Raw genomic sequence first — 26,079 nt, 5'->3', positions numbered from 1 at the left:
CCCACACCCCCGGCCTGCACGACGACCCCCTGGGCCCGGACCCCCTCAACCCCAAGTCCGGCGACCACCCCTTCCTCCCCGGCTTCCTCCCCGGCGTGGACGACGGACCACTGACCGTCAACTTCCTCAACGCCATCGTCCCCGACACCCCGATGGCGGCCACGCCGCCCGGAGCCGAACAGACCGCACCGGGGCCGCAGGCGCAGAGCCCCGGAGCCGAACACGGGGATCGCACGACACCCGAAGAGCGGAGCGGCCCGGAACGGCACACCCCCGCGCCCGTCGTGACTGCGCCGATCAGCCAGGCAGCCCCGCCGCCCGCAGGCCAGCAACCCCCCTCGGCCGCACCGCAGAGTTCGACGTCCGACGGCGGCCAGCGCTCCCCGTCCTCCGAGCGCAACGGCGGTGGACGTCCGTCCCAGGGCACCGGTGACACCCGCGCCACGGACCCGTCCGCCAACCGGTCACTCCATGAAGGCGACGGCCTCCAGGTCGCCACGGAGAGCGCCCCGCCCGCTCCGGAGACCGGAACCACCAGCGACACCGCCGGACAGGACACCCCCGCCACCTCCGCCGACGAGCAGCGGGCGAACCCCCACACCACACCCGCCCCCGAACAGGAGACCTCACCGGCCGACATCCCGCTGCCCCCGTCTCCCGTCACCGAGAGCGGACCGCCCCAGGACACGGAGGACACCGGGCACAGCCCCTCCGGACGCGACGGCGAACGGCCCGACGAGCACGGTGAGGGGACCTCCGGGAACGACGACCGATCGCAGGACCGCGACAGGGACCGGCCAGGCGAGGGCGGGGACCAGGCCGGCGACGGCGAGCGGTCGGGCGAGGAGAACGGCGACCGCTCCGGAGACGGTGAGGACCGGGGCGACGGATCCGACCGCGGGAACGGCGAGGACGACAAGGACCGCGAACACACGGACGGCGACACCGAGTCCGTGTACGAGGAGGAATCCGCCGCCGAGGAGGAGGACCGGGAGCAGGGCGGTGAGGAGCCCGTCGAGGACACCCCTGCCGGGACCAGCGCACCGCTGGAACAGGAGACACCGCGGGATCCACCGTCCGTCGAGACCGGGGAGACCGCGGAGGAGGTGGTGCGTACACCCACGTCGGCCGGGTCCGAGGCGCCCGTGATCACGGAGGAGGCTCGGCCCGAGGACCGAGAACCCGAGGACGGCGCGCCTCCTGCGCCGCCCCCGCAGGAGGACACCGACACCACCCCTGCCAGCACGGAGACGGAGCGCCCGCGGCCCGACACCGGTGACACCCGGCAACGGGAGGAGCCCCCGCCCCGGAACTACCCGGGCTCCGTGACGCTGGACCCGGCGGGCACCCCCTACGACCTCGGCTACCTGCTGACGTCCAGCCTGGTCAACTCCAGCATGGTCCACGCCGAGCACCTGCGTTCGTTCGTGGACGACACCCTCGCCAACGACGCCGGACACGTCGACGCCACGGTGCGCGACGCGGTCAGGGAACGGGTCGACGCCCAGGCGCGCGAGCAGACGGGCGTGTTCTTCCAGCCCGAGGGATTCTCCACGACGGTCGCCGGGGCGGACGGCTCCACGTGGCGTGCGGACCTGCGGCTGAGCTCCTCCCGTGAGGGCTTCCACCACGCGCCCACGAAGCCGAAGGAGGGCTCGGCCTCCACCGAACTGAAACTGGTGGACGAGGCCGGGGAGGCCAACCCGGCCGAGGGCAGTGGCAACCACGGCGGCACCAAGTTCGTCGGGCTGGGGTTCCAGGTCTCCCCCCTGCTCCTCGGCACGGTGGGCGGCGCCGACATCGGCCCCCGCTTCACCGTCAGCTTCTCGGGGGGAACACGCCAACGGCAGACCGTGGACACGGTGGTCGGCGTCCACGACGGCTACACCAGCTACGAGATCAAGGGCAAACCCGAGGTCTACGCCTCCGACCTGACCATGTCCTTCGACCTGACGCCCGTCCACGTCCCCCCGGGGCGGGGACCGGCCGGCGGTACCGCCCCGGCGAACGGCGGCACTCCACCGGACGACAACGCCTCGGACGACAACACCCCGCCTGACCAGGCCGTGAGCGCGCGAGCCGAGTCCTCCAACGGGGTGGTCCTGGTCCTTCCGGGCGGAGTCGTGGCCAACACCGGTCCGGAGACGATCCGCCTGCGCGACCCCTTCGCGACCGAGGACCACCAACGCGGCCGGAACGACGACGACAGGCCCGTGGGACCGCACGCGGACAAGGGGCACCCCGTGTCGGTCGGAGACATCCGACTGAGCGACGGGTCCTCCGACAGGCCCTTCCCCGACTGGATCGCCGACCACCTCTGGTCCCCGGAGCAGGACCGCGGGTGGTGGCGGTCCGCGGTCGACAAGGTGACGCCCGGGTTCGTCGACAGGCGCAGGCAGCAGGAGCTGGACGCCTTCCGCGACCAGGTCGGAGAGCTCTTCTCCAAGAAGTCCATCCGCAACAACCTGCCGAAGATGACCTCGGCGCCCGCGGTCTTCACCGTCACCGACCCCTCGGGCAGGCCCCGCCTGGTGAGCGTCCAGTCCGTGCCCACCGCCTACGACGCCAAGCCCCACACCATCCAGCCCGCGAAGTACGTCAAGGGCAACAAGGTTGAACGTGAGAGCGGGAGCTCGCTCCGGCACAGCGACTTCCTCGGCGTGACCCTGGGCGCGGGCGTCAGCGTCGACGCGGGAGCCGTGGGCGGCACCCACAAGGCCCGCGTCGACGCGATGGCCGTGGAGGGGGGCGTGCGAAGCCGGTCGACCGCGGAGAGCGCGCAGGTGTCGTCGGGATCGGTCAACCGCATGAACTACGGGAAGACCGAGTCGTCCGCCTACGACGTGCAGCGCAACTACTACGTGCACTTCGACGGCGAACCCGGTGTGTACCGGTTCCAGGGCGACACCGTCGAGATCCTCACCGTCCAGGAGGCCCGCATCCTGAACGGGGACGAGCCCTCGGACAAGGTGTCCGCGCCCCCCGCCCCCGGCCGGACCGAGGGGGGCGACGCGACGCCCGGGACGGTGAACACCCCCGAAGCCGCTCACGACACCACCGGGGACCAGCGGCCCGGGGACGACGGGGACCGGAGCACGCCGGGCGGTGACGAACGGAACGGGGGCGCCGGGACCGGCGAGCGCAACCAGCAGCAGGAGCGCGGACCCGAGCAGGAGCAACCGCCCGGAGAGCGGCCTTCCGAGGAGCGTCCTCCCGGAAACGAACAGAACGAAACCCTGCGGCCTCCCCGTCCGAACCTGGCCGAGGACCACCCGGTCACCTTCCACGGGGCCGTGCCACGCGACTTCACCTGGCCCGACGGCGGCCAGTACCGCGACGTCGACGGGCAGCAGCGCAGCATCTACCAGCAGATCGCGCACGAGGTACTGACCGGGCTGGCCGACAGGCTGCCCGGCCTGGTCCTGCCCGACATGGCGCGCGACCCGAAGAACTTCGCCCGGCGGCCCGGCCACGAGAACAGTGGCCCGTTCACCGGTTCCACGCGCGAGCACCGTCCCTTCCGGCGCGACCACGAGACCGCCGTCTTCAACACCCACAGGGTCATGGACGCGATCTCCGCGTCCGAGTTCAGGAGCGGCATGGACGGCCTGACACTGCACGGCCAGCCCGTCCATCTGATCGACACGGGAAGGTTCGATCCCGGCGCGCTCTTCAAGCGGGGCCAGAAAGTGGTGCGCTCTCCGTTCGTCGCCCTACGCGTCAGCGCGGACTTCTCCGCGCTCAGACACGTGGGAGAGACCACCAGGGGCACGGGAGGCGAGTACGCGGGCGCATCCGAACGCACCACCGCGGACGGCTCGCAGAAGCGCAGGACGGTCCGGTTCTCCTCCGGCGGCTACGTCCGCCGGATCGACGCCGTCGACGCGGCCGACAACCCGAGTGACGGCGGCGTGTTCTCGGTCTCCCTCCAGATGAGCGACACCAAGGGGAAGAGCCGGGGCCTGGGGACGAAGTCCCAGAGCGAGAGGACCATCCAGTACGCCGAGGACTCCAGTGTCTGGAACGCCGCGGTCCGGTTCAGGGCGAGGCTCTACGAGGAGGACGACCTCGGCATGGTCCTGGGCGGGAACACTCCGCTGGCCGACCGCGGACAGGACCTGCTCGACCGCCCGATCGAGGCGCTGGCCACGATGGACACGGCCAAGGCGGTGCCGGAACGCGGCGGCCAGAACGACACCGCCCCTCGGGCCACCCGGATCCGGCCGATACCGGTCGATCAGGCCAGGGCGATGATCGACGGCCCCACGAGGCCGACGCCGGCCAGGGTCCGCAGGACGCGCGACGTGACCGGAGGTGTCAGAAGGTTCTTCGGCGGTGGACGGAGCCAGCGGCCCCCGGTCGAACGGGTCCCCGTCCCGGCACCGGAGGACTCCACCGGACAGCGGAGCACCGGCTCCCGGAGCAGCGGCGACCAGCGGACACCAGTCCCCGGCACCAGCCAGCCGAACACGGAAACCGCGCCGGACACCACCGGACAGCGGAGCACCGAAACCACGCAGGCACCCAACACCGAAACCGCACAGGACACCACGGGGCAGCAGAACACCACGGAAAACGCCCCCGACACCCGCCCCGTCGAACAGCGCCGGGCCGAGAAGCTCCGCGTCACCCCCGCCGTCGTCGAGAACGTCAACACCCGGTTCTCCACCGGTGACGGCAACCAGGTGGGCAGCCTGCTCGAAGCCGCCTACGAGAGCTTCTCCTCCACCGCGCCCTGGGAGAGGGGCGAAGGCGTCCAGCGCCCCTCCAGGGGGCTCGGCTACGAGCGCAAGCTGCGGCACTTCCTGAGACGGGGCGAGGGAAGCAGGCAGTTCTACGAGAAGGCGTTCTCCCCGGAGAGCTTCACGGACAACCCGGCGGCGCGTTCATCCGGCGGCGCACGCACCCGCACGGAGATGAGCGGGGCCCTGCTCTCCCCGCACCACCTCCGCGCGACATCGTCCACCCGGTTCGACATCGACTCGGTCGACCGCTTCGAGCAGTCCGACGGCGCGGTCGTCTTCAAGGGCAAGAACACCCTGGAGGTGTTCTCCAGGGACGGGAGGAGAACCGACCTGGTCTTCCAGGCCACGGGCGGAGGCCGGGTCAACCCCAACCCCGTCCATCCGAGCGGGCAGCCCGCGGGCGGGGCCGCGCCCGCGCCCAACTCCGCGAGCGCACCCCTGATCCAGCTCGGCCCCTCCGCGGGGAAGAGCCTGTTCGACCGCTACACCATCACCAAGCCCACGTCGAGGTTCAACGAGTCGGTCGAGTTCCACCCCAAGATCCCGATGTCGTACTCCTACTCCGCCTCGGGACGCGTGACGCAGGCGATGGAGTTCGTCAAGAACTGGAGCATCGGACCGACGTTCTCCCACGCCGCGCGCTACCGGGGCTGGCAGGCCGACTCCGACAACCTGGAATCCGGGCTGATCCACATCCGCGACGCCCACGCGTCGGGCATGGTCGAGGACAAGGTCCAGGAGATCGACGGCGAGCTGGTCCGCTTCCCCCAGCCCGAACCGGAGCGGCCCGCGTCCGTGAGACCGCGCCCGGGCTTCGAGGACTCCGGCATGATGCTCGATCCGGTCGACCCCGACGAGGCCCTCCAGAGCCTCGTAGACGACCTGGCCTCGCAGGGCTGGCAGCTGACCAAGGGCAGCCGGGAGATCATCCTGAAAGCCCTCGAGTCCCACACCGGTCTCAATCCCAACACCGGGATGCCGGTGACGGTGAAGATCAGCCCCATCGACCACTCGATCGGGAACCTCAACTCCCCGACGAGCGAGCCGCTGTCCCTGGACGCCACCGTGAAGCTGCGGCTCGACAGGGAGAACACGGAGGTCGAGTACCTGGGAGGCAGGACGGAGTACCGGCGGCGTCAGGGCTCGGAGGAGGGGGACAGGCTCCAACAGGGCAGCGGGAGCTCCACGTCCACGGGAGCTCACGGCTCGCTCCTGACGCCCCTGCCCCAGTCGGGGGGCGAGCAACCCGGGGGCACCACCCCGCCGAGCCGCCCCTACCTGATGGGTTTGCGGGGTGACGGCTCCACGACGAACGCGCGCGGCGACGGCGGGATCGTCCGGGACACGGGCAAGCGCTCCGTCCAGCTGACCATGGAGACGCCCTACGCACGGGTGTCGTCGGACACGCGGCTGACGCTCGACCTCCACATCTCCGAGAAACAGGGCGCGGCCAACTCCCTTCTGGGGGAGGACCCGGGCTCGGGCGGGCGTCGGGACTTCACCGGTACGGGGAACTCGGGGCCGGCGCAGGAGTTGTACCCGGCCTTCTCCCTCGACCTGCGAGGCGGGGAGGGCGCGCCCCGGGGGAACGGCGCTCCCCGGACCTCCACTGACGGGGACGGCACCGCCAACAGACGGCCCGGAGGCCAACGGACGGGGAACCGGACCGCTCCGGAGAACCCCTCCAACGACCACCACGCCTCACTGACCGACATGGCGCGCTCCCTGACGCGCGCCATGGATCCGCGGTCCCGAGCCGCCTTCGAGAACACCCTGCCCATGCTCGCGTCCGTCGGGGACAAGGGCAGGGACGTCCTCGACCTGGCCCGGATCGTTCTGGCGAAGTCGTGGGGATGGAACCCGCCCGCGGGCTCGGTCCGCGACGGGCGCTACACCCCGGAGGCCGTCGAACAGGCGGCCGACCACGTGGCGGCCAAGCTCAAGCTGAACTCCCGCAACAACGCCATCGACCAGACGCTCACCGAACTCGGCATCAGAGCATCCTTCACCGAGGCCGTCTCGGAGACGGGCGCCGAACTGCCCGAGTTGGGACCGACCACGTGGATGATGCGTGCCATACCCCATCCGGGTACAGCGCGCGTCATCGACTACAACCCGAGCATGCGCCTGACCGACTCCTCGGAGACGAGCAGGACCTTCTCCCCGTTCCACAGCGAGTCGTCCACGACGACCACGGGTTTCGACGCGCGCCCCTCGGGACGCACCGGAACGGGGCCTCCGACGACGGCCACCCACTACGGTTCGGCCAACAACACGGGGGCGTCCACGTCCGGGGGCGACACCGCACGGGGGAGCAAACCGAAGGAGCCTCCCCACTCCGACCGCGTCCGCACCGGCCCCGGCTACCTGGTGGAGATGGACACCGAGGTGTTCATCGGGGCGAGGACCGAGCTGAGAGGCCCCTGGTACAAGCGCTCAGCACGTTACGTCGGGGACAGGGCCGCGTCCGCGGGCAGGGCGGTGCGCGGCGTCTTCGGTGGCCGGAGCACCCCCTCGCCAGCCCCGTCCCGTCCCGCCCGTTGGCAGCAGGGCGGGACCACCGTCAGGACGACCCAGTGGATCTCCCACGGCGACGCGGTGAGGATGGGCGTCATCACGCCCGGGGCCGCCACCGATCTCGCTCCTCTGACCAAGCATTTCACCAAGATCCAGAAGGCGCTCGCAGACGCGGAGAAGGCCTATCTCGAAGCGCGCCGGCCTCTGGACCAGGCCTCCTCCGACCTCATCGCCTCGCCCGGCGACCAGCAGGTCCAGGACCGTTACGTCGACCTGGAGACCACCTACGAGGAGCGACTGGAGGCTTTCAACCGTGCGACACGAAACTGGCTGACGGCGCTTCAGGAACTGCGCGAGGGCCTGGACGACATCTCGTCCCTGCCCAGACCGCGCACCGCGGCCACGCCGGACCTCCACACCATCCCGGAGGAGCCGCCGTCTCCTCCGGCCCCGGCTCCGGCTCCGCAGCGGAACGCTCCCGACCCCGCCGCCGACCCCGAGGCCGTCGAGCTCTCCGAGCGGAGCAACCGGCAGCGCGGGCGGGGCACCGGACAGCGGAACACCGGTCCGGGCTTCCTGGACACCCTCGGTTCGGATGTCAACATCCAGCAGCCGGAGTCCGGGGAGTACGTCCCCCGGAACGAGGAGGAGCAGAGACGTCTGGCGCGGTCGCGGCTCCAGCAGTCGCTGACGGTGGGCCCGTTCGACGAGTACGGGACGACCCGGCACGAGATGGATCTGCCCGACGACCGCACGGGACGGGACTTCCTCCGGCAACCGGGCACCGACGATCCTCCCGGACCCTCCACGCTCCGAAGGCCCGGGGGGTCGGTGACGCCGGGGGAGGACGGGAACACACCGTTCCGACACGGCACCGATCTGCCCGACGACCGGGACACCAGCGGCGAGGAAGAGGAACTCCACGTCCGCTGGCTCGACAGGCAGCATCCGGAGGCGTCCTCGTGGGACAGGGAAACGCGCAGCCGCGCGGCGCGGTGGCACCTCAACCGGTGGATGTCGCTGGGCCCGTCCTCCCAGGACGAGGACGGGCTCTTCCTGGACGGCACCACTCCACTCGACGGCAGCACAGGGCGGGGCTCCCACCAGGAACCGCGGCCCGGCGCTCCGGCCGGGCCCTCCACGTCCCCGAGCGCACCGCAGCAGCAGGACCGACCCGGCCCGGACCAGCGGCCACGACCGGCGCCGTCCGAGGACGCCGCGCTGGCCCCGCGCACCACCGACACGACCGGTGACCACGACCAACAGCCCTCCCCCGACCAGACCGGGACGGGCCCCGGTCCCGGCGACCGCCCGCAGAGCCGAGCGACCACGCGACCGACCCGCCCGGCCCCCGAGGCGACCCCCACCACCCGACCCCCCGCCCGTAACCAGGGCGACGCCCCCCAGCAGGAGGGGGCCGCGCCCCCGGTCGAGCAACCGCCGCCCTCACCCGACCCGGAGTTCGACCTGGCCGCGTTCTTCGACCAGGCGCTGAACGGCCCCGCGGACAACCCGGGAGACGACCCCGCGCAGGGCACCACACGCACCTCCCCCGACGGGGAGACGACACCCGAGCCGCCTCCGGCCGTCGAGGACCGGGGACAGGAGACCTCCGACCACGCGCCAGCGCCCGAGGGGGCCGCCCCGCTCCGGGAGCGGCCCGAGCACGAAGGCGAGGTCCCCCCGAAGGATCCGGAGCACACGCGGGACGAGAAGGACGAGGAGGACGGCACCGAGGAGGAGTCCGAGGACGCCCCCACCGGCACCGAGGACGAACGCGAGGACGGGGACGGCGACGACGGCGGTTCCGACAAGGATCGCTCCGGGGGCAACGGCGGCGGCCGGAGCGACGGCGACGGAGGGTCTGGTCAGGACCGCTCCGGAGGCGGAAGCGGCCACTCCGGCAGCAGCGGCGGAAGCGACCGGTCCCGTGACCGGTCCGGTGACGGGGACGGCTCCGAGGGCGACGGCAAGGACCGCGGAACAGGCGGGAACGGCGACCGCTCCTCCCACGGAGACGCCCGGTCCGGCGGCGACACCCGCAACAACCAGGCACCGGACCATCGCGACACCGCCCCCGACGCGGACGACGCGGGCCCGGTCCCGGACCTGATCCCGGACACCGGCTCGGACGCCTACGACAGCGACGACGACCTGGCCCCGCACGACCTCACCGACACACCGGTACGGCGCCCCCGCCGCTCGCCGTTCGACGAACCGCTGGTCCGACCGTTGTGGGACCGGGACGGTTCCCCCTTCGGCTCCGTGGACACCAAGTCCTCCGCCAGGGGGAACGACTCCCCCGACCCCCTCGGCCCCAAGCCCTCCGCGTACGACTTCCTGGGCCTGCTCAACTCCGGGTCCGACCAGCCCCTGCCCAGCTCGGTGACCGACTTCCTCGTCATGCCCGTGTTCGGGGGCAACGGCCGGTCGGGGAACCCGCAGGGCGACCCGCCCCGCAACCCGTGGGGAGACAACCAGGCGCCTCCGAACGCACCCACCGGCGCCGCGGGCCGGGGCGGCAACGGGCGACCCCGCGGGCGCGGCGGACGAAGCGGCGACGCTCCCGTCCCGGGGAGGGGCGGACGCGGAGACGCACCCCCACCACGGGGACGCGGACACGACACGCCACTCGGCGCTCGGGCCGGCCGGGGCGGCCCCGCGCCCGCCTCCGGACCGGCACGCCCGCCCGCCCAGAGCAGCGGCACCCGTCAGGCCCCCGTGACCGGCGGCGTCAACCAGCCACCGGCCGGCGCCGTCCCACGCCCCTCCGTCTGGGGCGGCGACACCTCCCGGACCCTCTTCGGAGACAGCAAACAGACACCCCCCACCCCACCCGCGCCCCGGACGGTTCCCAAGGACGCCCCACAGGACCCCACCCCACCCGACGGCGGCAGCGGCACCACGGACAACAGACCCAGCATCTTCGACTTCCGGGACTCACCCGCGCGGGACCACCGCTTCGCGCGCGACCCGAACGAGGGAAGAATCATCGGTTACATCCCCGGCCCGAGCGTCAGGGAGAGGGACGCGGCCGGGAACATCACCGAGATCGACGTGCCCCAGGGAGCGAACGAACCACCGAGGAGGATGAGCCTGGAGGACTACCAGAAGGAGCTGCTCGACAGGAGGTCGTTGGCCATCGCCTCCATCACCAGGCCCTCTTCCGACTCAAGGAGGGTCACCACCCGGGAGGACGAGCTGAAGACCCACGGCCTCTCCCTGTTGGAGCAGGCCGACATCGGGGAGAGGAGCGGAGCGGTGCACGCCGTCGTCATCGACCGCCGAACCGGCGCCGTCGCGGAAGGGATCAACGGCGACATGGACTCCCGCATCCCCACCGCGAAAATCCACGATATCATCAAACAACGCATGAATGAAATGAAGAAGGACGGCGGTTACCGTTCCTACAACAAAAAAGGCGAACCCGTGGGCAGGCCGAGGGACTACCCCATGAAGGACTCCCCCGTCCGCCACGCCGAGATCAAGGCGATCAACGCACTGCTCAACGCGAAGTCGCGACCGGAGATGGCACACTTCCAGATCGACACCGTCTTCACGCTCCGGGAGAGCGAAAGAGGCCGGGACTTCTGCCCCTGCTGCGCCAACTGCACACGTCTGACCTACGGCGCCCCCGCCCCGCGAACAGGCAAGAACGTCCACCTGCCCAACGACCCCCGCTACAACAAGGAATTCACCGAACCCGTCGTCCCGGACTGGACCCCACCCGAGAACGACCCGCCCAGGAACAAGCCGCCCAAGAAAAAATGAGAACCGTCAACCACGAACACCTCGACCTCCCCGAGGACGACGACATCACCTTCCTGGACGGCTCCCCCTTCACCGGGACCGCCGTCCGGACCGGAGGAAGCGAGGTGAGGTCACAGGTCTACGTCGACGGCTTCATGGAGGGCCCCTCCGCCACCTGGAACGGCGACGGACAGCTCACCGCCCTGGGATACGTCTACGGCGGCGGCATGCGTGTCGGCGCGCTCCACCAGTGGGACTCCACCGGCGCCCTCGTCCTGGAACAGATCAGCGACACCGCGGCCAACCAGCGCATCACCCGGACCTGGGACCCCACCGGCCAGCTCACCGGCGAGGAACGGCACCCCAGGCTCTTCGCCTCCTTCGACCCGGAAACGGGGGAGAAGATCGACCTGGCCTGGCAGAAGCTGCGGGTGTCCGCGCGCATGCCGCACCCCGGGAACCAGGAGTTCCTGACCGTCCCCGACGTCGAGGACCTCACCGTCGTCGGGGCGCCGGACTCCGAGCGCCGGGTCCTGTTCGAGGACGTCCCCTACACCGGAGAAACCGTCACCCGCGACCACCGGGGCCGCGTCGAGATGCACACCTTCGTCGAAGGCGTCGAGGACGGCCCCACCCTGGCCTGGTCTCCCAGCGGCAAGCTCGTCCTCCAGGGCATCACCCGCCACCCCCACGGCCCCGTCGGCCCCTGGCACCAGTGGGACGAACAAGGACGCCTGCTCCGCGAGACCGTCCACGACGCCCTGGGCAACCGGATCATCATCCGTGAACTCGACGAGACCGGAAACATCATCCGCGAGGAGCGCAGACCCCCCACACGCCTGGCCCGCCATCCCGAGACCGGCGAGGCACTCCCCGCCCTCTGGCTCTGAGGAGCGGTCGCGCTCCCGCGCCGGGGGCGCGGAGCCGCCGCCCCTCCTCCATGGAGCTCCGTTCCGGAGAGAATCGACGCGGGCCGGTCACCGGACGCTCATGGAACGTACACGGGAAACCGAGTACGCTACCGCAGTCGGCCCTCCTCCGGGGCCCCGCCCCGGAGGAGGGCTCCGAAACTGCTGCCGCCCGGGGACCGGAGCGTCTCGGGTCGGCTGGCGCGACGGCCACGGGGGTTCGCCGGGACACGCCCGTCGGGAACGGTCCTGCTCCTGGTGTCGGGTTCGGCGCCGAACCCGACACCAGGAGCAGGACCCACCGGAGGGGGAACCCCGCACGCCACGTCCGCGACGTTTCCGGCCAACCCACCAGCGTGGGGGCGCGGGCCCTCCCCTGGCCCCGCTCCCCCGTGCGAGGCCTCCGCGTGGAAGGAAGACACCCCCGCGTCCCGTCCGGGCCGCCCCACCGGGCGCGGGACACGCCCCCAGGACACCACTGAGAGTCTGGAGCACACAGCAGGTGACCGCGCACACCGATCCGGGGACGGCCCGCTCCGGGCGCCGCCGCACCGCCGCCGCGGTTCTGGCCCTGGGACTCCTCGCCCCCCTCCCGGCGGCTCCGGCGGCGGCCGAGACGCCCCGGGACCCCGTCACGCTCGCGCAGGTCCACCCCTTCAAGGGCGGGGACCNTGCGTGGCCACCGGCGGGGACGTCGTGGAGCAGACCCCCTGGACCCACCACTTCCTCGGCCTGTCACGGGCGCACGAGCTGAGCACCGGGGAGGGGGTGGGCGTGGCGCTGTTGACCCCGGAGGTCGACGGCGGCGCCCCCGCGCTGGCCGACGCCGTGGAGGGCGGGCAGTCCACCGACTGCCTCGGGTTCGGCACGTCCCTGGCCGGTGTGCTCGCCGCCCGCCGGGTGGAGGGCAGCGGCCTGCTCGGGACGGCCCCGGAGGCGTCGGTGACCGTCGTGCCCACGGGAGACCCCCGGACCGGTCTGGCCTCCCCGCAGGAGATCGCCGCGGGGATCGGGAACGCGGTGGACTCGGGGGCCCGCGTGGTCCTGGTGGGCACGGGAACGTGGGAGGCGTCCCCGGCCCTGGAGTCCGCGGTGGCCGCCGCGGAGGAGGCCGACACCCTGGTCGTGGCCCCGGCGACGGTCCCCACCTCGCGGGGGCCGATGCCGGGCCACCCCGCCCAGCACGCGTCGGTGCTGAGCGTGGCCGCGCACGACGTGGAGGGGGTCCCCGTGGCCCGGGGCCCGCTGGTACTGCCCAGCGGCGACCTGGCCAGCGTGGACCTGACCGCGCCGGGCGACCGGGTGGTGGGGACCGGCCCGGGCGGCGGTCACGTGAGCACCGCGGGCGACGGCGTGGCCGCGGCGTTCGTCGCCGGGGCCGCGGCCCTGCTCATGGCGCGGGAACCGGACCTGAGCTCCGAGCAGGTGCGCGCACGGCTGACCTCCACCGCCTACACCTCCCCCCGCGGTGACGCGGACCCGCTGTCGGGGCACGGCAGGGTCGATCCGCTGGCGGCGATGGCCATCGCCCCGGGAGGCACCCCCGTCGGGGTCGCGGGTGAGGGGTTCGTCCCCGACCCCTCACCCCGCGGTTCGGTGGAGGCGCTGCCCACGGCGGCCGTCGTGTCCGTCGCGCTCCTGCTCATCGTGCTGTGTGTTCTGGGCGGGGCGGTGATCAGGCTCGGACGCGCGCGCGGCTGGCGCCCGGCCGCCCCCGGCGAACCGGTGCCGATGCGCTCCGACGAGCCGGTGCGCTGACGCCGGGACCCGCGCCGCGGATCGGACGGCGGACCCGCGGGGTACACGGGACCGCTCCCCGGCGGAGGGGTTTCCCCGGCCCCCACGGGGAGCGGTCCGGTCCCGTCGCTGGGTTCAGTCCTCGGTGCCCTCGGCGATGGCCAGCTGCACCTCCACCGGGTCGCGGCGCGAGATCCACAGGGCCCGCCCCGGAGGCATCGTCCGCGCCCGGACGTTGCCGAACAGCATGCCCTCCGAGGGCGGGCAGGACAGCATGATGCTGGGCGTGTTGGAGTCGATGAGCGACCTGATGACGGGGTCGGAGGAGGCCCGGCTGAAACCGCCCGCGGCGTGCACGAGCACCACGTGCAGGCCGATCTCCGCGCCCTGGCCGAGCATCGGCAGGAGCGGGGTCAGCGGGTTGGGGCCGCTTCCGGAGACCATCTCGAAGTCGTCGATGAGGATGAACAGCTCGGGGCCGGTCCACCAGTCGCGCTTGCGGATGCGGTCGGGCGTGATGTCGGGCCCGGGCAGCCGCGCCTTCATGGCCTGCGCGGCGGCGGCCATCATCTCCTTGACGTTCTCGCCCGACACCGCGTAGCCGAGCTGCATCTCCTTGGGCACGGCGTCGTAGAGCTGGCGGCGCTGGTCGGCGAGCACGACCCTGGCGGTGGTCGGACCGTAGTGGCTGCGGATCGCGTTGGTGATGTGGCGCAGCAGCGTCGTCTTGCCCGTCTCGGTGTCGCCGACCACGAGCATGTGCGGGGTGACCCCGAAGTCGTGCCAGAACGGCTGCATCCGGCGGCTCTCCAGCCCCATGGGCACCCTCAGGACACCGGACTCGCTGATCTCGGAACCGGGCAGCTCGTGGGCGCGCAGCAGCGGGGGCAGGGTGCGCACAGGCGGGGCGGACGGCCCGGTCCAGGCCGCGCGCACGCGGTCGATGAGCTCGGTCATGCCCGTGGACAGCGAGACCGGGTCGGCCTCGCCGTCGGCTCGGGGCAGGCCGGTGAGGAGGTGGTGCTTGGTCTCGGTGATGCCGCGGCCGGGAACGCGGGGCACCGTCTGCGCGGCGCGCATGTGGACCAGGGAGTCCACGGGGTCGCCCATGCGCAGTTCGAAGCGGGTGCCCATCAGGTCGCGGACACCGGTGTGGAAATCGGCCCAGCGGGGTGAGGCGACCACGACGTGCAGGCCGTAGTTGAGGCCGCGCTGCACGAGTTGGACGATGGGGCCCACCAGGTCCGCGTAGTCCTGACGGATGGTGCCCCAGCCGTCGATGACGAAGAAGACGTCGCCGTGGGGTTCGTCGGCGAACTCCCCGGCGGCTCGGCGCCTGCGGTAGGTGCCCATGGAGTCGATCCCGTGCTCGGCGAAGAAGGCCTCGCGCCGGGTGAGGATCTCGTTCATCTCCATGATGGTGCGGGTGATGCGCCGCTCGTCGGTGCGCGTGACGACGCTGCCCACGTGCGGCAGGTCCCTGAGCGAGTTCAGCACGCCGCCGCCGCAGTCGATCCCGTAGAACTGGACCTGGGCGGGGGTGTTGCACACCGCCAGGGTGAGGATCAGCGTGGCCAGCATGGTGCTCTTGCCGCTCTGCGGGCCGCCCGCGATGCCGACGTGCCCTCCTGCCCCGGACAGGTCCGCGACCAGGGGCAGGCGCTTGTGCTCGAAGGGCCGGTCGATGATCCCCAGCGGCACGCGCAGGGTCCCCTGTTCCCGCCACGCCAGTCCGCCCTCGGGCAGGCGGACGCCGACCANGGCGGGACCTCCAGCGGGGGCAGCCACACCTCGCGGGCCGCCGGGCCGAGGCCGTCCATCCGCGCCAGCGCCGTCGCGAGGAGGGACTCGCTGCTCTCCTCCTCCTGGACCTCGGGCTCCTCCGGTTCGGGGACGGCCGTGGCCACGGGGACGTCGGTGAAGAGCACCACCTCGCCGCCGGCCGTGTTCCTGCGGGCGGCGCGACGCTTGACGCGGTAGGGGCCGGAGACGTAGGCGGCCTTGAACCGGGTGAGGGTCTCGGTGTCGGTCTTGAGGTAGCCGTTGCCGGGGGCGGAGGGGAGCTGGTGGGCGTCGGGGACGCCGAGCACGCCGCGGCTCTCGATGGCGGAGAAGGTGCGCAGCGCGATCCGGTAGGACAGGTGCCCCTCCAGCTGGTGCATGCGGCCCTCGTCCAGGCGCTGGGAGGCCAGCAGGAGGTGGACGCCGAGGCTGCGGCCCAGGCGCCCGATCATCACGAACAGGTCCATGAAGTCGCGGTGCGCGGCGAGCAGTTCGCTGAACTCGTCGACGACCACGAACAGCGTGGGCATCGGCTCCATGTCCGGGTTGGACTCGCGGGCCCTCTCGTACTCCAGGGCTGAGCTGAAGTTGCCCGCGGCGCGCAGCTGCTCCTGGCGGCGGACCAGTTCGCCGTGCAGGGCGTCCTGCATGCGGTCCACCAGGATGGCCTCGTCCGCCAGGTTGGTGATGAGCGCGGAGGTGTGCCGCAGCTTGTCGAGGCCGATGAAGGTGGCGCCGCCCTTGAAGTCGACGAGCACGAAGTTGAGGGTCTCGGAGGAGTGGGTCAGCGCCAGGCCGAGCACCAGGGTGCGCAGCAGCTCGCTCTTGCCCGAACCGGTGGCGCCGATGAGCATGCCGTGCGGGCCCATGCCGCCCAGCGCCGACTCCTTGAGGTCCAGCTCCAGCGGCGCGCCGTCCGCGTTCATGCCGATGGGCACGCGCAGCCGGTCCTTCTCGTGCAGCTCGCTCCACATGCGTTCGGAGTCGTGCCGGTGCAGGTCGGGGATGCCCAGGAGCGTGGTCAGCTCGAAGTCGGTGGTGAGCGGCTCGGTGACCTCGACGGCCACGCCGATCCGGTAGGGCGAGAGCAGGCGGGCCAGGGAGGTGGTGCGGGGAAGGCTCAGGGAGTCGGGGCGGCCCAGCACCTCCTCGGTGTCGCGGCCGCTGTGGTCGCGGGAGAGCATCACCAGGCGGTCGGGCTCCACCCGCAGGGCCAGGGTGTAGGGGTCGTCCTCGGGGGGCATCGGGTCGGCGACGTCGATGACCACGGCGTTGCGGTAGCCGCCGCCCAGCATGCGCGACCCCGGGGGGACGTGCCCGCCGTCCACGATGATGACGGTGAAGGGCTCCTCGCGGCTGGGGGCGGCGGTGGGGTCGAAGCGGGGGCGGTCGGCCAGGTCCGCGACGAGCTGTTCGAGCTCCGTCGCGTCCGTGCACAGCAGGCGGGCGTGGCCCGCGCCGTCGCGGACGGTGGGGTGCTGGCTGTGGGGCAGCCACTTGGCCCACGACCACAGGGGCAGGGACTCGGCGGAGCAGCACACGGCGACGCGCAGCTCGTCGTGGGCGTGGAAGACGGTGAGCTGGCCGACGAGGGCGCGGACGAGGCCCCTGCTGGCGTCCAGGTCGCCGCGCATGGTGACGCGGGCGTATCCGCGCAGGTAGATCTGGACCGGCTGGTCCTCGACGGTTCCGTAGGCGCGGATGAAGCGGCGCAGCGCGTGGGCGCTGAGGGGTTCGAGGTCCTCCACCGGTTTGGAGGAGATCGGGGCGAGGGTCATGGACAGCGCCTGCTCGCCCACGGCCATGCGCGCCTCGGCGAAGTCGTCGTCGGTCCCCCTGCGCTCCCACAGCCGTGAGGTGCGCACGATCGACCACAGGGCGTCCGGGTGGGGCGCCCGCCAGAGCATCGCGTCGCGCTGCTCGGTGACCACCCCCCGCAGGCGGGTGCGCATCTGCTTGAGGTAGCGCAGGTAGTCCCTGCGGTCGTCGTTGAGCTGGGTGCGGCGCTCCAGCATGGCGCGCAGGTACTGGCCGCCGAGCATGACCACGGCTCCGACGAGCATCATCCCGCCCGCCAGGTAGGGCATGACGCTGCTGCCCTCGCCCCCCATTCTGCCTGGGCGGACAAACATCAGGACCATTGCCATCGATGTCAACGCCATCGGCAGGTACATGAACACCGCCGAAACGTTGGCCTGCGGTTCCGGTAGTTCGGGGGGTTCCTGGAGGCTGACCTCACCCGAGGGCAGGTCCGGTCCCGGGCGCCGTGGAGGGCGGCGAACGAGGATCGTACTCACAGGGCGGGTCCTCCCTTACCAGGAACAACGGGGAGCGGTCCGGGGCCGGGACCATGAGTGGCGTCCACAAACCGGACGCCGAGGGCAGAACCCTATCGTCACCGCCCGAAGTGACAAACATCAAAAGTTAAAACAACACACCTCCAAAAAGCACCGGAGGAGTGTTACCGTCACTTCCGCTTTTGTCATGACTCCCGCCGTATGATGGGCCCCCACCGGATGAACGACGTCGCCTCCCCGGACCTGTGTCGACTGCTGATCCGCGCCCCCGGGCGCTCCTTCGAGATCGCGGCGCCCACCGAGGTCCCCCTCTCCGAGATCCTGCCCACCCTCGTGCTCTACGCCGAGGGGGACAACGGCGAGGACCTGGACGAGAGCGGGTTGGAGCACGACGGATGGGTCCTCCAGCAACTGGGCGACGAGCCGCTGGAGGAGGACGAGACCCTGCGCTCCCTGGGGCTCTGCCACGGCGAGACCCTCTACCTGCGCCCCCGGCGCGACCAACTGCCGCCGGTGCACTTCGACGACCTGACCGACGGCGTCGCGACCGGCATGGGCGAGCGCCCCGACCGGTGGCGCCCCGAGTCCACGCGCGTACTCCTCCAGGCGCTGGGCCTGGTCGTGCTGTTCACCGGCCTGGCCGTCCTGGTCAGCGGCGGCCCCGGCCTCCTGACCGCCGTGTCCGCGGCGTGCTCGGCGCTCCTCATGCTGCTGTCGGCCTGGGCGGCCTCACGGGCCATGGGCGACCTGTCCGCCGCCACCGGCCTGGCCGCGGCGGCCACCCTGTACATGGCGGTGGCCGGTGCCACCGTGCCCTCCGGCGACCCCGGCACCGCGCTCACCGGGGCGCGCCTGCTGACGGGCGCGGTGACCGCGGCGGGGGCCAGCGTGCTCGGTCTGGCGGCCGTGGCGGGCTCCGTGCCCTTCTTCGCCGGTCTGTTCACCGCCGAGGTGCTGTGCGCGCTGGGCGCCCTGGCCCTGATGTTCGTTCCCGGCGCCACGCTTCCGGCCGTGGCGGGGATGACGGCGCTCGTCGCCCTGCTGCTCGGCACGTTCGCCCCCCAGCTGGCCTTCCGCCTCTCCGGCCTGAAACTGCCCGCGCTGCCCTCCAACCCCGAGCAGCTCCAGGAGGGCATCGACCCCTACCCCGCCCGGGGGGTGCTGGACCGCACCGCGCTGGCGGACCGGTTCCAGACCGCCCTGTACGCGGCCACCGGTGCCGTCCTCGCGGCCTGCCTGGTCGTGCTCGGCGCGTCCCCGGGGTGGGTGCCGATCACCCTGTGCGTGGTGGTGTCGCTGGTGATGCTGCTCCAGTCGCGCGGGCTGGCCGGGACCTGGCAGCGGTCGTTCGTGGTCGCGCCACCCTGGATCGGGCTGACCGCGCTGGTGCTGGTCCTGATGTGGACGGCCGACCCCCTGCCCCGGACACTCGCGCTGGTGGGGTTGTTCGCCGTCTCCGCGGTCCTGGCGCTGGTGTCGTGGAACCTGCCGGGAACGCGTCCCCTGCCCCACTGGGGCCGGGCCGCCGAGATCATCCAGTCCCTGCTGACGGTGGCCATCGTGCCCCTGGTCCTGGCGGGCTTCGGCGTGTTCTCGGTTCTGCGCGGGATCGGCGGCTGACATGCAGTCACGACGCGACCGGGTGATGGCCCACACCTTCACGGTGGGCCGTCTGAGCACGGCCATGCTGGAGGGCGACCCCGACGTGGTCGACGCCCCCATGCGCCGCACCCGCAACGGCACCTACATCGGGATCGCCATCGGGGCGGTGCTGTGCGTGGGCTTCCTGGTGTTCGGTCTGGTCTTCCCCGGTGGAGCCAGCACCTGGCGCCAACCGGGGCACCTGATCGTCGTCCGCGACAGCGGCGCCTCCTACGTGTACTCCGACGGCATGCTGCGTCCCGTCGACAACCACGCCTCGGCCCTGCTCGTCCAGGGCCCCGACGCCGCCGTCAGCCTGGTCTCGGCCAACTCCCTGGAGGGCGTTCCCGTGGGCGGTCCCGTCGGTATCGCGGGCGCGCCCGACGCGCTGCCGGGGGCCGAGGGACTGGCGGCGTCCGTGTGGCGGCTGTGCGCCCTGCCGCCCGGGGGCGAGGAGGACGAACGCGGCCGCACGGCCCTGGTGATCGGCGACGCCCCCTCGCCCGCCCCGCCCTCCGCCGACCACGCGGTGCTGGTGACCGGACCGGACGGCGCCCGGCACCTGCTGTGGAACGGCACCCGACTGCTCCTGGACGAGGAGGGCGGCGCCGTCCAGGCCCTCGGCTACGGGACGAGCGGCGCCCTGCCCGTCACCTCGGCCTTCCTCAACACCGTGCCCACGGGTCCTGACCTGACCGCGCCGGAGGTTCCGGGCGCCGGTGAGGACGCGGGCGTGCTCGCGGGCGGGAACCGGCGCGTGGGGCAGGTGTTCTCGGTGTCCGCCGCCGAGCAGGAGGCCCAGCACTACCTCCTCACCCGTGACGGCCTGGTACCGCTCACCACGGTCCAGGCGCTGCTGCTGCTCGCCGACCCCGGGGTCTCCGGCGCCGCCTACCCCGACGGCCCCGCCGAGGCCCTGCCCCTCCCCGCGGGCGAGGCGCACTCCCGGCTGGCCGACGGTCCCGGCCTGCGGGAGGAGCGGCACCCGGCGACCCCTCCGTCCCTGGTCGAGGTCGGCGCGGACGTGCCCTGCCTGCGGCTGGGCACCGACGGCTCCCTGTCGCTGACCATGGACGACCCCGCCGGGGTGGAGGCGTGGCCGGTGCAGGAGAGGCCCGGGATCGCTCCGGGCTGTCCGACCCCCGACCTGGTCGGCGTCGCCTCCGGCCGGGGGACCCTCGCCGCCGCGCGGCCGGTGGGCGGCAACGGTGCCTCCACCACCCACTACCTCGTCACCGAGAGCGCGGCGAAGTACCCGGTGGCCGGTGAGACCGCCCTGACCTCCCTCGGCTACACGGCGAACCAGGCCGCGCCGGTACCGACATCCCTCCTGCGGCTGCTGCCCTCCGGGCCGGTACTCGACCCGGAGGCGGCCGCCCTCCCGCTGGCGTCCCCGCACACCGCCGAGGACGCCGGCTGCCTCTGATGGAACGAACCGAGGAGATCCCATGGAACCGATGACGCAGACCACCGACGACGCCGAGCGGCGGGCCCAGGCGGCGATGAGCGAGGCGTACCAGGAGTGCGACGCCATCTACCACAAGGTGGACGACACGCGTGACCGGTTGCGTCAGGCCTGGCAGGGCGCGGCCGCCAACGCCTACAGCGAGGCCATCACCGGTTGGTTGGAGGAGCTTCGGCTCATCACCAACGACATGAACCGGATGATCGAGACCTACGGCGGCACCGTCCACGCGATGCACGCCACCGAGGACGCGGCGATCGTCGCCGGTTCGCGGTGGAACGAGCTGCTCAACCCGACCCAGCCCCGCTGATGCCGGGCGGCCGCTCCCACCTCCACCCTCCCCTCTCCGAAAGGCGAGAACGATGAGTATCAACGGTTTCAGCGTCAGCTACGCCCACGTCGACGAGGCCACCCAGAACCTGGTCGCCCAGACGAAGGCCGTGCAGAACCAGATCGAGTCGCTCGACGCCGAGATGGCTCAGATCAAACCCCAACTCGCGGGTGCCATGGCCGAGGAGTACGACCGCAAGGTCGCGTCCTGGCGGGCCAACGTCGTCGACATGCAGACCCTGCTCGGCAAGGCCCAGGACGCCCTGAACCAGATCCGCGACGACTACGCCGGCACCGACGCGCGCGAGGCCATGAACTGGCAGGCGTTGATGTAGTCCTCTCCCCCGGGGCGGGCACGACCCGCCACTCCCCTCGGGGTGCCCGCCCCGTCCCCGACAACCCGAAGAACGACCGCCCCACGGGCGGTGAGGAGGGCCTGACGTGGAATCCCCCCTGTTCGACTTCCGTGCCGCCCTCTCCGGAGAGGAGCCGGCCCCCACCGACACCGAGGAGGACACCTCCCTCCTCCAGGAGCAGGGCACCAACGCGAGCCGGTCGGAATCCGCACCGGTCAGTGTGGACCTGACCAGCGGACTCCTCCTGCTCCGGCACGGTGGTTCCTCCGTCGAGGTGGACACCACCACCCAGAACGCGGTGCTCGACCCCGGAGGGTCGGAGGTCACCGTCGACGACGACGGTGTGATGCTGTTCGGCGCGCGGGGGGACCAGGAGGGGGCCGCCCCGCTCCTGTTCAACGGTCAGGAGACCGAGCACGTCGTCTCCGTGTCCGCCCCCGAGGCCGGGGACCCCTCCGACGGGGAGGGGCAGCGCTTCGAGGCCCTGCTCCCCATGGAGCAGGGCGTGCCCGCCGAACCGCTGACCCCCTTCGTGGACGCGTCCGCCGGGGAGGCGTCCGTTCCCGCGAGCGAGGCGACGCTCTTCGAGGCCGTACCAGCAGAACCCGCGGAACCGGCGGAGCCCGCCGTGGTCATGGAGCCCCTCCAACCCGTCGCGCCCCCGCTCGAAGCCGAGGGGGAGGAACCGGGTGGGTCGGAGCGGACCGAGAGCGGAGAACCGGTCACCGGTGTGGAGCTCATCTCCGCCGACGCCGACGACCCCGCCCGCGTCGAACCCGCACCCGAGATCGACGGGTCACCGGTCGTGACCCTCGACCCCGACACGGGTGTCACCACCGTCGAGGCGGGCGGGCTCAGGTTCGTCCTGGACCCGGACACGGGCACGATCGAGATCGAACCCGGCGACAGGGACGTGCCCCTGGACTCCGAGACGGCACCGGTCACGGTCGAGACCGGGCACCTGAGCCTGACCTTCGACCCGGCCGAGGGCACCGTCGGCATCGAGACGGCCGACCGGGACGGGGGCGGCGAGGGGACGGAGACTCCCCCGACCACGATCGAGGTCGGCGACCTGCGGCTCACCCTGGACCCCGAGACCGGCGAGGTCTCCCTCGACCCGGGCGACGGCGAGGTGGAGGTCGACCCCGAGACCGGGCTGATCACCGTCTCCGAGGACGGCGGGGGCAAGGAGGGCGGGGAGGGCGGCGACGGCCCCGGCCGCGAGGACGCCTCCGACGATCCGGGCCGGGGCGACCACGACGGCGGCTCCGACGAGCCCAGGGGGGAGGAGGCCCCCGGCGACAGCACTCCCGGCCAGGACGACCGCAGCGGCGGCTCCGACGCAGCCGACGAGGAGGTCCCGGGAGGCGACGGCACGGACGGCGGTCAGCACTTCCAGGACGTCGTCAACCGGAACCCCGAGAGCTCGCTCTCCCACCTCCCACCCACGACCTCCACCGTCCCCGCGGAGGAGCAGACGGCCCCCAGGGAGGAAGCGGCACGCCTGGAGCCGCGCCAGGTGGTGGAGCCCTCCGCCGTGGTCACCCCCGAGACCCCCGGTGAGAGTGGGGGGAGCGGCGGAGGCGACACGAACGGCGAACAGCCCCCGCCCGACGACGTCGGCCAAGGCCCCCAGGACTCGCTGTCCCACCTCGTGCCCCCTGATGAGGAACCGGTCCCCCGGGAGCCACGGCAACTGATCGAACCCTCCGTCGCGGTCGCCTCCGAAACCCCCGAGGAGGACGAGGAGGGGACCGGGGGCGGAGAAACCAGCGGTGGTGACGGAGACCGGGGCGAAGAGGAAGAAGAGGGGGGCGAGGAGACCGACGACGAGGAAACCGACGGCGAGGAAACCGACGGCGAGAACGGGGACCAGGACGGAGAGGAGGAGACGGAGGGCGGCGGAGACGACGAGAAGACCGAGGACGAAGACAAGGACGAGAGCAAGGACGAGGGAGCCGGGGGCGGCGGAAACGGCGGCGGGGAAAGCGGCGCGGGCGGAGGCGGCGAGGGCACCAAGATCGACCTCGACAGGATCCAGCAGTTCCGCACGAACATCGTGACCCCCCTCCGCAAGGAGATCGACGCCCACGTCACGGCGTTCTCCGTGTTCGGTGGCACCGGTGAGGGGAGAACGGCCGGATACAACCGCCTCGGTGACCGCGACATCGTCCCGATGGCCGGAACACTCGTCGACAAGATCGACACGTCCATGGGGAACATCTACCAGTTCCTCAGCGACCTCCAGCAGGAGCTCACCGACATCGAGGAACGCCTCTCGGAGAGCCTCATCGAATTCGTGGAGGTCGAGAACGAACAGAACATCACCGCCCAGGAACTCAGCACCCTGCTGGGCGGAGGCGTGGGATCGACGTCCGGCTCGAACTCCTCCGTTGGCGGAGAGGAGACCACGAGCGAAACCTGAGTCCGCGGCCCGATTCGCAGAGGGGGGTAAGCATGCCGGAAGACGCACCCAAGAAACCGTTGCACGAGATCATGAACATCTTCGCCAACTCGGGAAAGGAGGGGGAGACCGTTGACTACGGCCCGATGAAACCGCTGAGCTATGTCACGCAGGACCGGTGGGTCGACGGCGGTCGCTACCACTTCTGGGAGGACACCAAACCCTTCGTGGGGTTCGAGTGGCACGACACGGACCGCTGGTGGGACTACTACGACAGGTACACGGCGTACACGCCCTACGGCGGCTCCTACGAGACCTACGGGATCGACTACGCCGGCTACAACATGCAGGACCAACTGTGGGAGGCGGGAGGAAAGGACAACAAGCAGGACGACTACCGCGAGGGCATGCGCAATCTCGCGCTCATGGCCGACTACGCGACGAACAAGATGGTCTCCGACAACTGGAACCTCTGGAGGCTTCAGGAGACCATCGACAAACTGGGAGATCTGCACGCGTCACTCAAGCCCTACCTCGACGGGGAGGGGGGCGGAAGCCTCAACGCGCTCTGGAAGGAGATCGACACACCCGAGGGGCCCATGAGCGGCTCGGCGGCGAGCGTCTACAAGTACCTCCTCAAGAACCTGGCCTACCGCCTGACGCAGATCTACGAGAACATCCCCGCCTTCAAGACGGACCTGGAACGCATCGCGCCCGAACTCAAGAAGATGGCCAGCACTCTTTCCCAGGACGTGCACAGCGACCTGAGCGGCGATGGTGGGACCATCAAGGGCGTACTCGACAAATGGTATTTCACCATCTCGTCGGGTTCTCAGGAGTTCGTCGAACACCGCGGCCAGTTCGACATCAGGATCCGCCCGGCCGGGACCGACGCGGACGGCAATCCCAGGGAGGAGATCCGCGGCATCGTCGGCGACCAGGTCACGGACGACAACGTCAACTTCACGCTCTACGAGATGTTCGAGGAGCACTACCAGACCTCCTACAACTCAGCACAGGCGCTGCACGACTACATGGTGGAGCACTTCAGCAACATCCACACCTCCCTACAGGCCATCGACCCTCCCGATCCCCTCACGCCGGACACCTCCACCATCGGGCAGGGGCCTCCCGACTCCCCCATCCCCGAGGAGATCGACCTCGGGCTCGACGAACTCGACCTGGGCCTGGACGAACTCGACCTGGGCCTGGACGAACTCGATCTCGGGCTCGACGAGCTCGGTTCCGGACCGGACGGACCCAGTCTCGAGGACCTGGGCATCGAACCTCCGCCGGAGCACCAGGGGTACACCGGCCCGGGAAGCGACGAGGATCCGGGCGGCGGTGGCGACACCATCGGCCCGCCGCCCCCGGCCGACCAGGACCTGAACGGCCCCGGCCAGGACGGCGGCAACACCCAGGGCTCCTTCACACCCCCGCCGCCTCCGCCCAACATCGGTCTCAACGGATCCGGCGACACCAACGGTGGCTCGAACTCCTACACACCCCCGTCACCCCCACCCAACCTCGGACTCAACGGACCCGGCGACACCAACGGTGGCTCGAACTCCTACACACCCCCGTCACCCCCACCGAACCAAGGCCTGAACGGACCCGGCCAGGGCGCCAACGGCGACTCGAACTCCTCCACGCCCGGCCCCCTGATACCTCCACCGCCCCCGCCCAACCTCGGCCTCAACGGACCGGGAAGCGGTCGCGGCGGCCCGGGGGGCTACGACGGCTCGCTGGAGCGCGATCCGGCGACGGGACTCCCGCTCAACCCGGAGACCGGCGAGCCCTACCCCGTCGACCCCGAAACCGGACTGCCCTACAACCCCGACACCGGACTCCCCCTCAACTACGATCCCGAGACCGGGCAGGTCCTGCCCATCGACCCCGTCACCGGACAACCGGTCGGCACCGGGGAGACCGGCAGCTCCCTGGAGTTCGACCCGGCGACGGGACTCCCGCTCAACCCGGAGACCGGCGAGCCCTACCCCGTCGACCCCGAAACCGGACTGCCCTACAACCCCGACACCGGACTCCCCCTCAACTTCGACCCCTCGACCGGGCAGGTCCTGCCCATCGACCCCGTCACCGGACAACCGGTCGGCACCGGGGAGACCGGCAGCTCCCTGGAGTTCGAC

General features: G+C 71.7%; 8 protein-coding genes and 2 pseudogenes. 9 read left to right on the top strand and 1 reads right to left on the bottom strand.

Annotated elements, in window-relative coordinates:
- Window positions 1-95: 95 nt before the first annotated feature.
- The 3 genes from D455_RS31160 (at window position 96) to D455_RS0120450 (ending at window position 13,678) form a co-directional block, all read left to right on the top strand.
- Window positions 96-11,033, top strand: coding sequence for a YwqJ-related putative deaminase (locus D455_RS31160; protein WP_206539283.1), 10,938 nt, complete (start codon window positions 96-98; stop codon window positions 11,031-11,033).
- Complete coding sequence (locus D455_RS0120455) at window positions 11,030-11,902, top strand: toxin-antitoxin system YwqK family antitoxin (protein WP_017572560.1); 873 nt, start codon at window positions 11,030-11,032, stop codon at window positions 11,900-11,902. Before D455_RS31160 ends, D455_RS0120455 begins: the two co-directional genes overlap by 4 nt.
- A gap of 693 nt (window positions 11,903-12,595) precedes the next feature.
- Entirely contained in the window at window positions 12,596-13,678 is a 1,083-nt protein-coding gene (locus D455_RS0120450) for a S8 family serine peptidase (protein ID WP_017572559.1), read from the top strand.
- A 114-nt stretch (window positions 13,679-13,792) separates the two neighbouring features.
- On the opposite strand, the pseudogene eccCa reads toward D455_RS0120450, so the two are convergent.
- Window positions 13,793-17,736 (bottom strand): annotated as a pseudogene (gene eccCa / locus D455_RS31155) (type VII secretion protein EccCa).
- Window positions 17,737-17,937: 201 nt separating this feature from the next.
- On the opposite strand from eccCa, the gene eccD reads away from it, so the two are divergent.
- From eccD to D455_RS31150, 6 genes and pseudogenes are all read left to right on the top strand, one after another.
- Entirely contained in the window at window positions 17,938-19,356 is a 1,419-nt protein-coding gene (gene eccD, locus D455_RS0120440) for a type VII secretion integral membrane protein EccD (protein WP_083922331.1), read from the top strand.
- Between the two features lies 1 nt (window position 19,357).
- The gene (gene eccB, locus D455_RS0120435) at window positions 19,358-20,803 is read left to right on the top strand and encodes a type VII secretion protein EccB (protein ID WP_017572557.1); all 1,446 of its coding nucleotides are present in this window, start codon (window positions 19,358-19,360) and stop codon (window positions 20,801-20,803) included.
- Window positions 20,804-20,825: 22 nt separating this feature from the next.
- The gene (locus tag D455_RS0120430; RefSeq protein WP_017572556.1) at window positions 20,826-21,152 is read left to right on the top strand and encodes a WXG100 family type VII secretion target; all 327 of its coding nucleotides are present in this window, start codon (window positions 20,826-20,828) and stop codon (window positions 21,150-21,152) included.
- A gap of 52 nt (window positions 21,153-21,204) precedes the next feature.
- A complete protein-coding gene (locus D455_RS0120425; protein WP_017572555.1) occupies window positions 21,205-21,507 on the top strand; it encodes a WXG100 family type VII secretion target in 303 nt (100 codons plus the stop codon).
- A 106-nt stretch (window positions 21,508-21,613) separates the two neighbouring features.
- The gene (locus D455_RS0120420; protein ID WP_020480243.1) at window positions 21,614-23,953 is read left to right on the top strand and encodes a hypothetical protein; all 2,340 of its coding nucleotides are present in this window, start codon (window positions 21,614-21,616) and stop codon (window positions 23,951-23,953) included.
- 32 nt (window positions 23,954-23,985) lie between these two features.
- Window positions 23,986-26,079 (top strand): annotated as a pseudogene (locus D455_RS31150) (hypothetical protein); the annotation flags it as partial.

It is taken from the genome of Nocardiopsis halotolerans DSM 44410 (assembly GCF_000341065.1).
Taxonomy (GTDB): domain Bacteria; phylum Actinomycetota; class Actinomycetes; order Streptosporangiales; family Streptosporangiaceae; genus Nocardiopsis; species Nocardiopsis halotolerans.
Note: the sequence above shows the minus strand (reverse complement) of the source record. Positions and strands in the feature narration are given on the sequence as shown.

What these genes read in the sequence shown, in the direction of transcription:
- D455_RS0120455 (WP_017572560.1), top strand. Translation starts at nt 11,030, where the DNA reads ATGAGAACCGTCAACCACGAACACCTCGACCTCCCCGAGGACGACGAC.
- eccB (WP_017572557.1), top strand. Translation starts at nt 19,358, where the DNA reads ATGCAGTCACGACGCGACCGGGTGATGGCCCACACCTTCACGGTGGGC.
- D455_RS0120430 (WP_017572556.1), top strand. Translation starts at nt 20,826, where the DNA reads ATGGAACCGATGACGCAGACCACCGACGACGCCGAGCGGCGGGCCCAG.
- D455_RS0120425 (WP_017572555.1), top strand. Translation starts at nt 21,205, where the DNA reads ATGAGTATCAACGGTTTCAGCGTCAGCTACGCCCACGTCGACGAGGCC.
- eccD (WP_083922331.1), top strand. Translation starts at nt 17,938, where the DNA reads ATGATGGGCCCCCACCGGATGAACGACGTCGCCTCCCCGGACCTGTGT.